Genomic DNA, 14,651 nt, shown 5'->3' on the forward strand with positions numbered 1-14,651 from the left:
CGTCGGAAAACGACAGCCGTCGCTCGTCGAGTGAAACGGATGCGGGAGAAGTGGGCCGGCACGAATTTGAATCGTGGTTACGGCCACCCGAAGGCCGAAGGATACCAAGCTACCCCACCGGCCCGCACTCGATTGAAGGCCGCTCGTTCTTTTAATCCTTCCGAAAGGGGGGCGATCAGAGAAGATCAGATAGAATGAGAATCGGTGAGGACCAGGCAAATTGATGGCAGCCACGGCCACCGCCAAAGGTCAGGCTGTTCGCTTATAAATAATTAAAAGCAGACCGGCAGTTGACACCGCTAACTTCCTAGCCGCTCGCTTATAAATGACTGATACCGGATCGATGGTGAATACCGCCAAAGCCCCAGCCGCTCGGTTATAAATAACAGACAATAGATCCACGGCGACCACCGCCAAAGCCCCGGTCGCGAGGGCGGCGCACGCTCGCTGTGCTCCTCGTCGCTCGTTTCACTCGCTCCTGCGGTGTCGCCGGCGGCTTTGCCGCCGGCTTTCCGTGGCGCGTAGCGCCACGCTACTTACGTCGCCTGCGCCGCCCTCGCAACTGCCCCTTTGAGTCCCACCCCGCACAGCCCCGCAGCCTCACGCCTCCCCAGCCTCGTCGGTGGTCCTCCGCTTCGCTCCGGACCACCGACTCCCTCGCGCGTGCGACTCACGCCCTTCGGGCGTTCGTCGGCACGCGCCACCGCAGCTTCACTTATAAATCGACGGCGCCGTCCCCGTCGGTCTCGAAGTACCGATCGCGGTGTTTCCGGCAGCCGGGGTTGAACGCGGCGCCGCACGCGGGGCAGACGTCGTCGTCGGCCGCGAGGTATTCGCGGGCCGTGAGCGTCGTGCGGCAGGCACCGCACAGGACTGCCGGCTCGTCGAAGCGGTCGCGGGGCCACGGGACCGCCTCGTGGTCGGCGGCCGCGTCGTGACAGGCGTCGCAGGGGTAGTACGCCTCACAGCAGCCGAACCGGAGCGCGACCACGTCGACCGGATCGTCCCAGTGCGCGCAGCGCGTCTCGGGGTCGACGTCGATTCCTCGCAGGGGGATTTCGAATCGGGGGTCCGTGTCGGGTGCGGTCGTCGTTTCGCGGTTTGGGGGTTGCGTCGGCATCCGTCTCGCGGTCAGTAGGTCGCGTACCCGTCGGTGTCGAGCCAGTTGTGGACCACGGTGACGGTGTGGTCCGCGTGGAGCAGTTCGGGGCCGACGCGGAGTCGCCGCTCGGTGCGCTCGGCCACGGCCTCCGCCTCTGCGGGCGCGAAGTCGTGGTGGTCAGAGAGCACGAACACGGGGTCCTCGGGGGGCTCCGCGTCGACGAGCGGGTCGCCATCCTCGTGGAGCTGGACGAGCGTCCCGTCCGGGCCGCGCCCGTCCTCGCCGACGAGCCGGTCGAGCGTCGCGTCGAGGTCCATCCGGCGGAGTTCGACGCCCGGAGAGACGTCCGCGGGCATGTGGCCGATGGCGTCGTCTTTCGCGGCGAGCGCGTCGCGGACCCGCGCGGCGACGTTGCGCTCGTCGGGGTGGAGGTGCCGGAGCGTGTCGGAATCGAAGGTGACGGTGAACTCGTCGGCGACGACGAGGTGGACGCGGACCGACTCGCGGATCCCGTGCGAGAGGAAGACGCCGGCGCTCACGCACCGGCAGAGCAGATCGAGCCGCCCGGCCCCGGGGATGTCCGACAGCGAGATCGCGTCGGGGTCGGTGGGCACGTCGCGGCCGATGACGACGAACTGGCGCATATCCGGGGCTCGCCCCCGATCCTCATAAGGCGTGCGACCCAACCGCTGCCGTGAGCCTCACCGGACTCTGCCAGGTCTGCGAGGCGGCCACGGCGAGCCACGCCTGCGACCGCTGCGGGCGCGCCGTCTGCGACGACCACTGGAACGAGCGGGCCCGCGCCTGTTCCGGGTGCGCCGCCGGGCGCGGGTAGCGCGGTTCGCTCGACGAGCCCGCCGGAACGCCTCTGCCGGCGCACTCCCGGCGCTATCGGTGCCGGTTCAGCCGCTTTGTGAGCCGCTTCGCCGCGTCGCCCGCGGCGCCGAAGTAGGTCGCCTCGTCGCCGGGCCGGCTCGACTCCTCGCCGGCGAAGATGATCCCGCGCGAGGAGTTCACGAGGCCGACGTCGACCGGGAGGTCGGGGCGCTCCGCGAGCCCGTGTTCGACCGCGGCCTCGGCGTCGCCCCCCTGCGCGCCGACGCCGGGCACGAGGAAGGGAATCTCGGGGACGATCTCGCGGACCGTCTCGAGTTCCTCGGGCGCTGTCGCCCCGACGACGAGCCCGACGTTGTCGTTCGCGTTCCACACGTCGGCGAGCGCGGCGACGCGCTCGTAGAGGGGCTCGCCGGAGGCGAGTTCGAGGTCCTGAAGGTCGGCGCCGCCCGGGTTCGACGTGCGACAGAGCGCGAACACGCCCTTGTCCGCGCGGTCGAGGAACGGCTGGAGCGAGTCGCGTCCGAGGTACGGGTTCACCGTGATCGCGTCGACGTGGTCGAGGACCTCGGCGTACCGCCGCGCCGTGTTGCCGATGTCGCCGCGCTTCGCGTCGAGCAGGACGGGGACGCCCTTGCCCTCCGCGTACGCCGCGGTCTCGCGCAGCGCGCGCCAGCCGTCCGGGTCCTCGTAGAAGGCCGCGTTCGGCTTGTAGCAGGCGGCGTGCTCGTGGGTCGCGTCGATGATCCGGCGGTTGAACGCCCACCGCGGGAGGTCGGCGTCGGTCACGGTCTCGGGGAGCCGGCTCGGGTCGGGGTCGAGCCCGACCGAGACGACGCTGTCGACTGCCTCGATTCGGGCCGCGAGCGTCTCGAAGAAGCCCATGGGCGCCCTGTGTCGGCGGGCGCACTAACCGTTGCGCTCCGCGACCGCGCTCCCGGATCGCGACGGTCGTGCGGGCGGGCGACGCGGGCGTACCGGCAACATGATCCGGCGTATGTGCCGACCCCGGGGTCGCGTAATAACAGCTTACACCAACCGGCCTCCCGTTCGGTACCACACGCATGGCAGCCAGCACCGGCGACGGTCTCGGAGCGGGTCTCTCCGGGAACATCCTGAAATACTACGTCTACAAGGCGACGAAATCGGTCGAGTTCTATCGGCCGATCATGTACCTCTTCTTTCTGGCGCAGGGGCTCTCGTTCACGCAGATCGCCGTTCTGGAGGCAGTGTATAACCTGACCACGGTGTTTGGTGAGATCCCGACCGGCTACGTCGGCGACCGCGTCGGGCGGCGCAACAGCCTCCTCATCGGGACCGCGCTCATCTCCGTGACGCTCCTCGGTATCGGGCTGTCGGGCTCGTTCCTCCCGCTGGCCGGCCTCTACGTCTGCTGGTCGCTGGGGTACAACTTCCGCTCCGGAAGCGAGGACGCGTGGCTCTACGACACGCTCACCGACGACCTCTCCGAGGACGAGTTCGCCCGCGTTCGGGGGCGCGGGGAGTCAGCGGCGCTGGCCGTCGGCGCCGTCGCGGCGGTCCTCGGCGGGTACCTCGGCAGCGTCGACCTCTCGTATCCGTGGTTCGTCGCGGCGGGCGTGACGAGTCTCGGGGTCCCGGTGCTGCTCACGCTCGACGAGTCCGAGACGTACAAGGAGACCGACACGGAGGACCTGACCCTCCGCCGAACGGCCGGTATCGTGAGAGAGGTCATCTCGCGCCGTCGGATGCGCTCGTTCCTGTTGTACTACTACGTCCTCTACGCCGCCGTCACCTACCTCGTGTTCGTCTTCCTCCAGCCGATATTCGAGACCGTCGTTCTCGACCTCGGACTCTCTCAGTCGCGATTCGAGCCTCTCCTCGGGTGGTTCTACGCGGCGTACAGCCTCGTCGGTGCGGTCCTCTCCTACTACACGGGAGCGATACGGGAGCGGATCGGGCTGCGGACGTGGTTCCTCGTCCTCCCGTTCGCCGTCGGCGGCGCGCTGATCGCGATGTACTTCGTCCCGGTGCTCGCGCTCCCGACGTTCCTCCTGATCCGGGGGGTGTCGGACGTCACGCGGTCGTTCGCCGGCCAGTACGTCAACGACCGCGTGGAGACGCTCGGTCGCGCCACCGTCCTGAGCGCGATGGCGATGGTGAGCGGGCTCGCCGTCGTCCCGTTCCAACTCGGGAGCGGCGTCGTGTCCGACGCCGTCTCCCCGCTGTTCGCGCTCGGCGTCGGCGGCGTCGTCCTCGTCGTCGGGGCGACGGTCATCCTCCTCTGGCGGGTTCCGATCGGCGACGAAGCGACCGAAGACTCCCGTGACGAACGGCCGGATGGCTGAAACGCCCCTGCGGAGCGCCCGAGCTCGCTAACAGGAGCAGTAGTACTCGCGGTCGACGAACTCCGTCTCGAACAGTTTCGCGGCCGGTCCCGGGTCGGAAGGGCGGTACACGCCGGTCGTCAGGTCGCCCTCGCGCTCGAAGGCGCCGGAAACGAGGCGCCGCCAGTCGGCGGCCGACAGCTGGTCCCAGAACGCGTCGTCGCCGGCGAGCAGCGAGAGGTAGTCGCGGAGGTACACCCACCGCGTCGGCTCGACGCCGTCGGACTCGTAGGTCGCGTCGGTGACCGCGGCGTACGCCGCCATCGGGAGGTTCGCGCCCGCCGCGACGGGCATCCCGATCCACTTCCACGGCCGGGTGTTGACGTCGAGCAGGAGGAACTCCTCGCGGTCGGCGTCGTAGACGAACTCCGACTCGCTGATCCCGTGGTAGCCGGCGTCGTCGAGGACGGCGAGCGCGCGCTCCTCGATGGCCGGCTCGTCCGCGGTCTCGACGAGACAGGAGGTGCCGAAGTTGCGGGGGTAGCGCACCGCCGCGTTGCCCACGACCGCGAGCGCGTCGTCGGTGCCCGACGGGGGGACGTAGGAGGCCAGCGAGTGGTCTTTCCCGGTCGCGATGTCGACGCGCTTCTGGGCCATCACCGCGATCCCCTCCTCGCTCGCGGCCGCGACGACGTCCGCGAGCTCCTCGCGGTCCGCGACCTCGATCACGTTGGTGCCGAACGCCTCCTCGAAGTCGCGCTTGAGCTCGGGTTTCACCACAAGCGGGAAGCCGAGCGCGTCCGCGGCCTCCTCGACCGTGGCGTCCGCGTCGCGGGTCCCGGCCGCCGCGGTCTCCGCTAACCGGTACGTCTCCGGGTAGGGGACGCCGAGCCGCTCGCAGGTCGCGTACAGCTCCGACTTGTTCAACACGTCGTCGAGCGTGTCGCTGCCGGCGAACGGGAGCCGGACGCCGTCGGGGTCGGCCTCGGCGTACGACAGCGCCCACTCGTCCATACAGCCGAACGCGACCGCCTCGGTGCCCGCGGCGTCGACGATCGCCTCCACGTCCTCGCGGAACCCGTCGAGGTCGTCGAGCGGGTACGTCACCGCCCCGGCGAAGTCGACCGCGTCCGAGGGCGGCGCGAGCCCGTCGTGGGTGACCGTCCCGCCGCTGTCGTCGCTGCCCGCGCTCCCGCCCGCGTCCCCGCCGGCGCGGTCGAGCGCGATCACGGGCACGCCGTGGGCGTCGAGCGCGCGAGCGACACCGAGGCCGGTGATGTGCGCGTTGCTGACGAGCGCCGGCGGCCGGTCGAACTCGGCGTCCGCGAGCGCGTCGATCAGTCCCTCCGTGGACCGAAACGTGTCTGCCATACCCCGCCTCGGCGGTCGACGCACAAAAGGGACCGACGTACCGGCTCGCTGTGCCCGTATCGGTGACGGGGGCGACGGGGTCCGCCACGACGCCGAGAGCGGGACTCGCGCGGGCGACGCGAGCGGCTTTTCAGGGCGCGTCGCCTCCGATCGGGTATGACAGGAACCGACGACGCGGACGCGACCGGGGAGCTACCGGACCGAGTCCGCCGCGCGTTCGCGGACCACGGCTCGTTCGAGCGCGACGGCGACGCCTGGATATCGACGACGACCGCGTTCGACGGGCGCGTTCGCGCCGAGTCGGCCGAGGAGGGGCGGATCGGGTTCGCGGTCGTCGTCCGCGTGCCCACGCTCTCGGCGGTCACCGCCGACGAGGTCGCCGACGTGGTCGAGGACGGGTGGGCCGACACGTTCGAGCGCCGCGCGGTCGACGTCGGCGGCGTCACGCGGAAGGACAGGGAGTTCGACCCCGCCGTCGAGCGCGCGGGCGACGAGATCGCGGTGACCTACGAGTTCGCGGACATCAACGAGCGTCGCGGCGTCGACGACGCGGGCGCGCTGATCGATTTTGTCGAGGGAACGTACGTTCAGGGCGTCATCCCCGGCTACGAGTACACGGCACCCGTCTCGGACCTGCTCTCGGCCGCGCGCCAGCAGGGCGGCGGCGGGCCGGTCTGAGGGACGGCCGGGCCGGTCAGCGGGAGGGTCGGCCGGGCCGAGGGGCGGCGGTCCGGGCTGCGGCCGATAGGGGGAAGTGTCGGCGGTCCGTACGGCGACCATGCTCGCGCTGTTCGGGTTCGGCAGCCTCCTCGCTCTGGTGGCGTTCCACACGTTCCTCGCCGGGGTCGCGACCCGGTTCTTCCGGATTCAGCTCTCGACGTCGTGGGGGTCGGTCGTGTACACCCTCGTGTTGACGCCCCTGCTGTTGCTCGTCTCGACGCTCGTGTTCACGGGCGCGCTCGGCGTCGGCACCGGGATCGATGTCGGGAGTTCGACCATCCTGCTGGCGCTGCTCGTCGCGCTCCCGCTGGTACTCGGCGTCGCGATCGACTACCTCTACGTCCCGTCGCCCGACGAGTACGAGCTGCCGGACACGCGCTGAGAACCCTCGGACACCCGGAGAGAACCCTCGGACACCCGGAGAGAACCCTCGAACGAGACGGCGTCAGCGGTCGACCAATCCGGCCACGACCTCCTCGACCCGCGCCACCACGTCCTCCGGCGCGCGCGTCGCGTCGACGCGGTGGAACCGGCCGGGGTCGGCGTCAATCAGGCGCTCGTAGTTGTCGCGCACGGCCGCGAGGTAGCCGTCGCGCTCGAACTTGTCCGTCCGACCGGCGCGCTCGGCCGCGGTCTTCGGGTCTAAATCGAGATAGATCGTCGCGTCCGGCGGGCGGGAGAACGCGGCGTGGATCCCGCGGACGTACTCCACCGGGCGCTCGATCCCGGCGTCGGCGCGCGCGAGCGTCGCCCCCTGATAGGCGAACCGCGAGTCCGAGTAGCGGTCGGAGATAACCAAGTCGCCGTTCGCGAGGGCCGGCCGCACCGTCTCCGAGAGGTGGTTCGCGTGGTCAGCGGTGTATAAGAACAGCTCCGCGAGCGGGTCGGCGTCCGGGTCGCCCATCGAGCGCCCCACCGCCTCCCCGTACCAGCTGTCGGTGGGTTCGCGGGTGAACGTCGCGTCGGGGTACACGTCCTGGAGCGCCTCCCAGACCGTCGTCTTGCCGCTGCCGTCGAGCCCCTCCAGCGTGATCAGCATGGTCGCGTTCCGCCGCGGCGAGGAATAAACGGCCCGGGTCCGGTCCGGGCGTTCGGGCCTCCCTCGGTCCGAGCGCGGGCCCGCCCGACGGCCCTTTTTAGTAACCCCTCCCCGAACGGGGGTCATGGCCGATAATCCGCCAGCCGCTCGCGGGCCCGGAGGGAACGGATGGTAGCGGTCGCCGTCTCGCTCTCGCGGGTGGCGGCCGCCCTGGTGTTGGTCGCCCTGAACGGCTTCTTCGTCGCCTCGGAGTTCGCGTTCGTCAGGATCCGAGCCACCTCGGTCGATCAGCTGGTCGAGGAGGGGAAGGCGGGCGCGGAGACGCTCCAAGAGGTGATGACCAACCTCGATGACTACCTCGCGGCGACGCAGCTCGGGATCACGCTCGCGTCGCTCGGACTGGGGTGGATCGGCGAGCCCGCCGTCGCGGCGCTCATCGAGCCCGTCCTCGGCCCGCTCCTGCCGGACGGGCTGGTCCACCTCGTCGCGTTCGCGATCGGGTTCTCCTTCATCACCTTCCTCCACGTCGTCTTCGGCGAGCTCGCGCCGAAGACCATCGCCATCGCGCAGGCCGAGCGGATCTCGCTTTTGCTCGCGCCGCCGATGAAGCTCTCGTACCTGATCTTCTCGCCCGGCATCGCGGTGTTCAACGGCACCGCGAACGCGTTCACGAGCCTGATCGGCGTGCCGCCCGCCTCGGAGAGCGACGAGACGCTCGAAGAGCGGGAGATCCGTCGCGTGCTGGCCCGCGCGGGCGAGGCCGGCCACGTCGACGAGTCCGAGGTCGCGATGATCGAGGGCGTCTTCGAGCTCGACGACACTGCGGCCCGCGAGCTGATGGTCCCCCGCCCGGACGTCGTCTCGCTGCCCGCGGACGCGTCGCTCTCGGCGATCCGCGAGACGGTCCTCGACGCGGGCCACACCCGGTACCCGGTCGTCGAGAGCGACGACGCCGACCGCGTCGTCGGCTTCGTCGACGTGAAGGACGTGCTGCGCGCGACCGAGGCGGCCGACGGCGACGCCGGCGACGCAGACGGCCCGACCGCGGCGGACCTCTCCCGGGAGATCCTCGTTGTCCCGGAGACGACGAGCGCGAGCGACCTCCTCGTCCAGTTCCGCGACGAGCGCCGGCAGATGGCGGCGGTGATCGACGAGTGGGGCGCCTTCGAGGGGATCGCCACGGTCGAGGACGTCGCGGAGGCGCTCGTCGGCGACCTCCGCGACGAGTTCGACGTGGCCGACGGCCGGCACACGATCCGGCGGACCGGCGACCGGACGCACGAGGCCGACGGCTCGGTCGCGCTCGTCGACGTCAACGACGCGCTCGGCACCGACCTCAGCGGCGACGGCTACGAGACGCTCGGCGGGTTCGTCCTCGACCGCATCGGGCGCTCGCCCGAGGTCGGCGACGTCGCGGAGACCGAGGCGTACGCCTTCGAGGTCACCGCGGTCGACGGCGCGCGCATCTCGACGGTGCGCGTCACGCGGCGCGACGGCCCGGACGAGTCGGGCGACGCCGGCGGCGGCGATGGGTCGTCAGCCGGCGACGCTGCGTGACGGCCACCACACGAGCGTTTTTCACCCCTGCGCGAGACCAGTCGCGTATGTTCGACCGGATCTGCGTTCCCACCGACGGCAGCGACGCGGCCGCGGCGGCCTTCGAGCACACCTTAGCGATCGCCGCCGACCACGGCGCGACGGTCCACCTCCTCCACGTCGCGGACACGACCCGCGACAGCGTGACCCGGATCGGCGGCGACGTGGTCGACGTGCTGGAACAGGAGGGCGAGTCGATCGTCGAGGAGGCGGCGGCCCGCGCCGTCGACCGCGGCGTCGACGCGGAGACGGCAGTCCGACAGGGCGGCGTCCCCGAGACGGTCGCCGCGTACGCCGAGGAGGTCGACGCCGACCTCGTCGCGATGTCGACGCGCGGGCGGCAGGGGGTCGAACACCTCGTCGGCAGCACGACCGAGCGCGTCGTCCGGCAGTCGCCGGTGCCGGTGCTGGCGCTCCGTCCGGGCGACGAGGCCGTCCCGTACCCGTACGAGGACGTCCTGGTGCCGACCGACGGGAGCCCGGCCGCGACCGCCGCGCTCGACCGCGCGATCCCGATCGCGGAGCGGGCGGGCGCGACGGTCCACGTCCTCTCGGTCGTCGACACCGGCGGGATCGGTATCGCCGATCACGTCGAGGTGGACGCCCTCTCCGAGTACGCCGACGACGCGGTCGCCGAGGGCGTCGAGCGCGTCGAGGCCGCCGGGTTAGAGGCGGTCGGCGCCGTCGAGGTCGCCTCCTCGGCCGCGCGCGGGATCCGAGCGTACGTCGACGACCCCGGCGTCGACCTCGTCGCGATGGGGACCCACGGCCGGACCGGCGTGGGGCGGTACCTGCTGGGGAGCGTCGCCGAGCGAACCCTGCGGAGCGCGCCCGTGCCGGTGCTGACGGTCCCGGTTCCCGAGGAGCAGGAGGAGTAGTCCGGCCGTTCCCGTCAACGCCGGCCGCCGATACGTCGAATTTCCAGAGCGTCTGACGCCGCGGTAGGTTTACGGGGCTTCCACGCGATATGACTCGCATGAAAGTGTTGGTAGCCGGGGGGACCGGGTTCATCGGGTCGTACCTCTGTCGCGCGCTCGCCGACGATGGGCACGCGGTGACCGCGCTCTCCCGCTCGCCCGAGGAGACGCCGGACGGCGTGACGGGCGTCACCGGCGACGTGACCGACTACGACTCCATCGCGTCGGCCGTCGACGGCCACGACGCGGTCGTGAATCTGGTCGCGCTCTCGCCGCTGTTCGAACCGGACGGCGGTAACCGGATGCACGACCGGATCCACCGCGGCGGGACCGAGAACCTCGTCCGCGCGGCAGAGGACGGCGGGGTCGACGGCTTCGTCCAGCTGAGCGCGCTCGGCGCGGACCCGAAGGGCGACACCGCCTACATCCGCGCGAAGGGCGAGGCCGAGGAGATCGTCCGCGAGAGCGGCCTCGACTGGACGATCTTCCGCCCGTCGGTCGTCTTCGGCGAGGGCGGCGAGTTCGTCTCGTTCACCAAGCGGCTGAAGGGGATGTTCGCGCCGGGCGTGCCGCTGTACCCGCTTCCCGGCGGCGGGAAGACGCGGTTCCAACCGATCCACGTCGAGGACCTCGTGCCGATGATCGCCGCCGCGGTGACCGACGACGAGCACGTCGGCGAGACCTACGAGGTCGGCGGCCCGGAGGTGCTCACGCTCCGGCAGGTAACGGACCTCGTCTACGAGGCGGAAAAGAAGGGCGTCACCATCGTCCCGCTGCCGATGCCGCTCGCGAAGATCGGCCTCTCGGTCCTCGGCGCGGTGCCCGGGTTCCCGATGGGCGCGGACCAGTACCGCTCGCTGAAGTTCGACAACACGACCGCCGACAACGACGTCGGCGCGTTTGGCGTCGACCCGGCCGAACTGACGACGCTCGGCGAGCACCTCGGGATCCGATGACTGAGACACCGATCACCGGCGACTCGAACGTGTCAGCTGTCCTAATCTCAACGCTGGTAACCGCAACCGAAGGCTTATATACGAGATCACGTTCTGTTCAGTTCAAACGCGGAGGGAGCACACGATGAAACTCGCAATGATCGGATTCGGACAGGCGGGGGGTAAAGTCGTCGACAAGTTCTTGGAGTACGATAAGCGGACGGGCTCCGAGATCGTTCGGGCCGCAGCGGCCGTCAACACGGCGAAGGCGGACCTGATGGGGCTCGAACACATCTCCGAGGACCAGCGCGTCCTCATCGGCCAGTCGCGCGTGAAGGGCCACGGCGTCGGCGCGGACAACGAGCTGGGCGCGGAGATCGCCGAGGAGGACATCGACGAGGTTCAGGGGGCGATCGACTCGATCCCGGTCCACGAGGTCGACGCCTTCCTCGTCGTCGCCGGGCTCGGCGGCGGGACGGGCTCCGGCGGCGCGCCGGTGCTCGCGAAACACCTCAAGCGGATCTACACCGAGCCCGTCTACGGGCTCGGGATCCTGCCGGGCAGCGACGAGGGGGGTATCTACACCCTCAACGCGGCCCGCTCGTTCCAGACGTTCGTCCGCGAGGTGGACAACCTGATGGTGTTCGACAACGACGCCTGGCGGAAGACGGGCGAGTCCGTTCAGGGCGGCTACGAGGAGATCAACGAGGAGATCGTCCGGCGGTTCGGCATCCTCTTCGGCGCCGGCGAGATCCAGCAGGGCCAGGAGGTCGCCGAGAGCGTCGTCGACTCCTCGGAGATCATCAACACGCTCTCCGGCGGCGGCGTCTCCACGGTCGGCTACGCGGAGGAGGAGGTCGAGGAGCGCTCCTCGGGCGGCCTGCTCTCGCGGCTGCGCGACGACGGCGACGACGAGGAGCTCGACAGCGCCCACACGACGAACCGGATCACCAGCCTCGTGCGCAAGGCGGCGCTCGGCCGCCTCACGCTCCCCTGCGAGATCGAGGGCGCGGAGCGCGCCCTCCTCGTGCTCGCCGGCCCGCCGGAGTACCTCAACCGGAAAGGTATCGAGCGCGGGCGGAAGTGGCTCGAAGAGCAGACCGGCTCGATGGAGGTCCGCGGCGGGGACTACCCGTACCGCGGCGCCGGCTTCGTCGCGACCGTCATCCTGCTCGCGGGCGTCACGAACGTCCCGCGGATCAAGGAGCTCCAGCAGGTCGCCATCGAGGCGCAGGACAACCTCGACGAGATCCGCGAGGAGAGCGATGAGAACTTAGACGAGCTCGTCAGCGACGACAGCGACGAGCTGGAATCCCTGTTCTAGGGCCCGCCGTCTGCCGCGATGGAGGTCATCGTCCCCTTTTCGACCGACCGCCCGAAGTCTCGACTCTCGGACGTCCTCTCGCCAGACGAGCGGGCGGCGTTCGCGCGGGCGATGCTCGACGACGTACTCGACGCGGTCAAGGGGGCCGGCGGCGAGCCGCGCGTCCTCGCCACCGACACGGTCGACGTCGACGCGCCCGTCACCGTCGACGACCGGCCGCTGACGGACGCGGTGAACGCGGCGCTGGACGCGCGGCTGGGAACGGAAGAACGCGATAGATCGCCCGAGTCGGTCGCCGTCGTGATGGCGGACCTCGCGCTCGCGACCCCGGCCGCGCTCGACCGACTCTTCGCGGCCGGACACGACGCTGACGTCGCGATGGCCCCCGGGCGCGGCGGCGGCACGAACGCGTTCGTCGCCTCGCACCCCGAGTTCCGGGTGGACTACCACGGCGCGTCGTACCTCGATCACCGCGGGATCGCGGCCGAGGTCGGCGCGGACTTCGTCGCGGTCGACTCCCACCGACTCGGCACCGACGTCGACGAGCCGGCGGATCTCGCGGAGGTGCTGATCCACGGCGAAGGGAGGGCGGGGACGTGGCTCCGCGAGGCCGGCTTCGCGCTCGACGCGTCCGGGGGTCGCGTGGCGGCGGTTCGAGACTGAGCCGCCGTCGAACCGTGCCGGGAACGCGTCCGTCCCGTCCGCGGTCAGTGACGCGACAGTGAGGTCACCGCTGAGTTAGCTCGCCCGTTTCTTGGATGTCGAAGGCGAGGTTCTCCGTCTCGTCCCCCGACGGGATGAAGTGAACGTGGTCCTCGTCGGTCAGTTTCGAGTTCCCCTCGTACGCGTAATAGCGGACAAGATACCGTCCCGCGTCGACGACTCCCTCGGCCGTCGCCTCCCCGTCGGGTTCGACGTCGAACGACGAACTGAACGCTCTCGCCGCCGCCTCCGTCGCGCCGTCGTCGCGATAGAACTCCACCTCGACGGTGTAGGGAGCGTCCGTCTGGTTAAACAGGGTCACGTCGACTCGAGCGCCGCGGGATCGGAGCCGCGAACAGCCGGCGAGGGCGCCGGCCGCGGCGACACTGGCCGCCCGGAGCGCGGATCGTCGGGAGGGCATGGCTTCATCGTCGAGACGCGCGGGGCATCGGCTTTTCGGCTCGCTTCCGAACCGAACCGCACGCGTCCCGTCTCGCGCGGCGTCCGGCCCGGCCGCCCGACCGTGCCGGCCGGCCGCGACGTAACCGGATCCGGTGTCGACGAGGGATCCGCAACCGCGATTCTTTTTAAACGCCGACCGCGAGTGACGGCCGTGTTCGCCGGGGCCGACGAGTACGATATCGACGTCGCGGTCGACGAGCGGGCGGTCGAGCGACTGCTCTCGGTCCGCCCGGCCGACGTCGACGCCGCCGACCGGCTCACCTTCGCGCGCAACGTCTTCATCCCGCTGACGACCGCGTGCCGGTACACCTGTACGTACTGCACCTACTACGACGTCCCCGGCGAGGCGTCGCTGCTCTCGCCCGAGGAGGTGCGCGAGCAGTGCCGCGTCGGCGCCGACGCGGGCTGTACGGAGGCGCTGTTCACCTTCGGCGACGAGCCCGACGACCGGTACACCGAGGTCCACGAGACGCTCGCCGAGTGGGGGTTCGACTCGATCCACGAGTACCTCTACCGGGCCTGCGAGATCGCCTTAGAGGAGGGGTTACTCCCGCACTCGAATCCCGGTGACCTGACCGAGGCGCAGTTCGCCGACCTCCGCGAGGTGAACGCGTCGATGGGCGTCATGCTGGAGACGACCGCCGACGTCGACGCGCACTCCGGCGGGCGGCGGAAGACGCCCGGCCAGCGGCTCAACACGATCCGCGCTGCGGGTCGACAGGGCGTCCCGTTCACGACCGGAATTCTGGTCGGGATCGGCGAGGACTGGCGGGACCGGGCCGAGAGCCTGCTCGCGATCCGGGCGCTCCACGAGCGCCACGGCCACGTTCAGGAGGTGATCGTCCAGAACGTCGTCCCCAACGAGCGCTCCGACTTCCCGAAGCCGGACCTCGCGACGATGCGCCGGGCCGTCTCGATGGCCCGCGCGGCGCTCCCACCCGAGGTGTCGGTCCAGGTCCCGCCGAACCTCTCGCCGGCGGCGGATCTCGTCGACTGCGGGATCGACGACCTCGGGGGCGTCTCGCCGGTGACGGACGACTACATCAACCCCGCCTACGAGTGGCCGGACCTCCGCGAACTCGAGGCGGTGGCGGACGCGGGGGGCGTCCCGCTGCGCGAACGCCTCCCGACGTACGCGCGGTTCCTCTCGGACGAGATCCGGCCCGCGGGCGTCGAGCCCGCCCCCGAACCCGACGGTCGCGAGGCGTGGATCCCCCCGGCAGTCCGGGAACGGATCGCAGCGGACGACGTCCACGGCCGGCGGCTGCGCGCGGTCGCGCGCGGCGACGGGCCGCTCGCGGTTCGGAGCGACTGAGGCCTCGCGGTCCATCGCGTCGTAGCCG

The 14,651-nt window shown here is 70.7% G+C and carries 16 protein-coding genes and 1 tRNA gene; 10 read left to right on the forward strand and 7 right to left on the reverse strand.

What is annotated here, in order from left to right; all coding sequences use genetic code 11:
- Nucleotides 1-51: 51 nt before the first annotated feature.
- From B378_RS0114405 to trmY, 3 genes are all read right to left on the reverse strand, one after another.
- Nucleotides 52-124: transfer RNA gene (locus B378_RS0114405), tRNA-Pro, on the reverse strand.
- A 591-nt stretch (nt 125-715) separates the two neighbouring features.
- On the reverse strand, nt 716-1,120 hold the full coding sequence (locus B378_RS0114410) for a CHY zinc finger protein (RefSeq protein ID WP_017344469.1): 405 nt from the start codon (nt 1,118-1,120) through the stop codon (nt 716-718).
- A gap of 11 nt (nt 1,121-1,131) precedes the next feature.
- Nucleotides 1,132-1,746: a tRNA (pseudouridine(54)-N(1))-methyltransferase TrmY gene (trmY, locus tag B378_RS0114415; protein WP_017344470.1), complete on the reverse strand. Its 615-nt coding sequence runs from the start codon at nt 1,744-1,746 to the stop codon at nt 1,132-1,134.
- A 50-nt stretch (nt 1,747-1,796) separates the two neighbouring features.
- Between trmY and B378_RS17155 the strand changes: the two genes are divergently transcribed.
- Complete coding sequence (locus tag B378_RS17155; protein WP_192812444.1) at nt 1,797-1,937, forward strand: hypothetical protein; 141 nt, start codon at nt 1,797-1,799, stop codon at nt 1,935-1,937.
- Nucleotides 1,938-1,990: 53 nt separating this feature from the next.
- Here the strand turns inward: B378_RS17155 and pyrF are convergent, their stop codons facing one another.
- A complete protein-coding gene (pyrF, locus tag B378_RS0114420) occupies nt 1,991-2,821 on the reverse strand; it encodes an orotidine-5'-phosphate decarboxylase (protein WP_017344471.1) in 831 nt (276 codons plus the stop codon).
- A 179-nt stretch (nt 2,822-3,000) separates the two neighbouring features.
- Here pyrF and B378_RS0114425 point away from each other — a divergent pair, with 179 nt between their 5' ends.
- A complete protein-coding gene (locus B378_RS0114425) occupies nt 3,001-4,263 on the forward strand; it encodes an MFS transporter (RefSeq protein ID WP_017344472.1) in 1,263 nt (420 codons plus the stop codon).
- Between the two features lie 27 nt (nt 4,264-4,290).
- Here B378_RS0114425 and B378_RS0114430 read toward each other — a convergent pair whose 3' ends face one another.
- A complete protein-coding gene (locus B378_RS0114430) occupies nt 4,291-5,613 on the reverse strand; it encodes a carboxylate--amine ligase (RefSeq protein ID WP_017344473.1) in 1,323 nt (440 codons plus the stop codon).
- A 156-nt stretch (nt 5,614-5,769) separates the two neighbouring features.
- On the opposite strand from B378_RS0114430, the gene B378_RS0114435 reads away from it, so the two are divergent.
- The gene (locus B378_RS0114435) at nt 5,770-6,291 is read left to right on the forward strand and encodes a DUF5813 family protein (RefSeq protein WP_017344474.1); all 522 of its coding nucleotides are present in this window, start codon (nt 5,770-5,772) and stop codon (nt 6,289-6,291) included.
- Between the two features lie 100 nt (nt 6,292-6,391).
- Complete coding sequence (locus B378_RS0114440) at nt 6,392-6,715, forward strand: hypothetical protein (RefSeq protein WP_017344475.1); 324 nt, start codon at nt 6,392-6,394, stop codon at nt 6,713-6,715.
- A gap of 63 nt (nt 6,716-6,778) precedes the next feature.
- Here the strand turns inward: B378_RS0114440 and tmk are convergent, their stop codons facing one another.
- Nucleotides 6,779-7,372 (reverse strand): dTMP kinase, encoded by a 594-nt coding sequence (tmk, locus tag B378_RS0114445; protein WP_017344476.1) that lies wholly within the window; start codon nt 7,370-7,372, stop codon nt 6,779-6,781.
- A gap of 168 nt (nt 7,373-7,540) precedes the next feature.
- Here tmk and B378_RS0114450 point away from each other — a divergent pair, with 168 nt between their 5' ends.
- The 5 genes from B378_RS0114450 to cofC all read left to right on the forward strand — a co-directional run bounded on the left by B378_RS0114450 (nt 7,541) and on the right by cofC (nt 12,807).
- The gene (locus B378_RS0114450; protein WP_017344477.1) at nt 7,541-8,929 is read left to right on the forward strand and encodes a hemolysin family protein; all 1,389 of its coding nucleotides are present in this window, start codon (nt 7,541-7,543) and stop codon (nt 8,927-8,929) included.
- Between the two features lie 47 nt (nt 8,930-8,976).
- Nucleotides 8,977-9,846 (forward strand): universal stress protein, encoded by an 870-nt coding sequence (locus B378_RS0114455; RefSeq protein WP_017344478.1) that lies wholly within the window; start codon nt 8,977-8,979, stop codon nt 9,844-9,846.
- A 98-nt stretch (nt 9,847-9,944) separates the two neighbouring features.
- Complete coding sequence (locus B378_RS0114460) at nt 9,945-10,841, forward strand: complex I NDUFA9 subunit family protein (RefSeq protein WP_017344479.1); 897 nt, start codon at nt 9,945-9,947, stop codon at nt 10,839-10,841.
- Between the two features lie 124 nt (nt 10,842-10,965).
- Nucleotides 10,966-12,144 (forward strand): tubulin/FtsZ family protein, encoded by a 1,179-nt coding sequence (locus B378_RS0114465; RefSeq protein WP_026046309.1) that lies wholly within the window; start codon nt 10,966-10,968, stop codon nt 12,142-12,144.
- 18 nt (nt 12,145-12,162) lie between these two features.
- Complete coding sequence (gene cofC / locus B378_RS0114470) at nt 12,163-12,807, forward strand: 2-phospho-L-lactate guanylyltransferase (RefSeq protein WP_017344481.1); 645 nt, start codon at nt 12,163-12,165, stop codon at nt 12,805-12,807.
- A gap of 64 nt (nt 12,808-12,871) precedes the next feature.
- On the opposite strand, the gene B378_RS0114475 is transcribed toward cofC, so the two are convergent.
- Nucleotides 12,872-13,168, reverse strand: a complete 297-nt coding sequence (locus B378_RS0114475; RefSeq protein WP_237738340.1) for a hypothetical protein — start codon at nt 13,166-13,168, stop codon at nt 12,872-12,874.
- A 291-nt stretch (nt 13,169-13,459) separates the two neighbouring features.
- Here B378_RS0114475 and cofG point away from each other — a divergent pair, with 291 nt between their 5' ends.
- Nucleotides 13,460-14,623, forward strand: coding sequence for a 7,8-didemethyl-8-hydroxy-5-deazariboflavin synthase subunit CofG (gene cofG / locus B378_RS0114480; RefSeq protein WP_017344483.1), 1,164 nt, complete (start codon nt 13,460-13,462; stop codon nt 14,621-14,623).
- Nucleotides 14,624-14,651 lie beyond the last annotated feature (28 nt).

The organism is Halorubrum sp. T3, from assembly GCF_000296615.1.
GTDB classification, from domain to species: Archaea; Halobacteriota; Halobacteria; order Halobacteriales; family Haloferacaceae; genus Halorubrum; species Halorubrum ruber.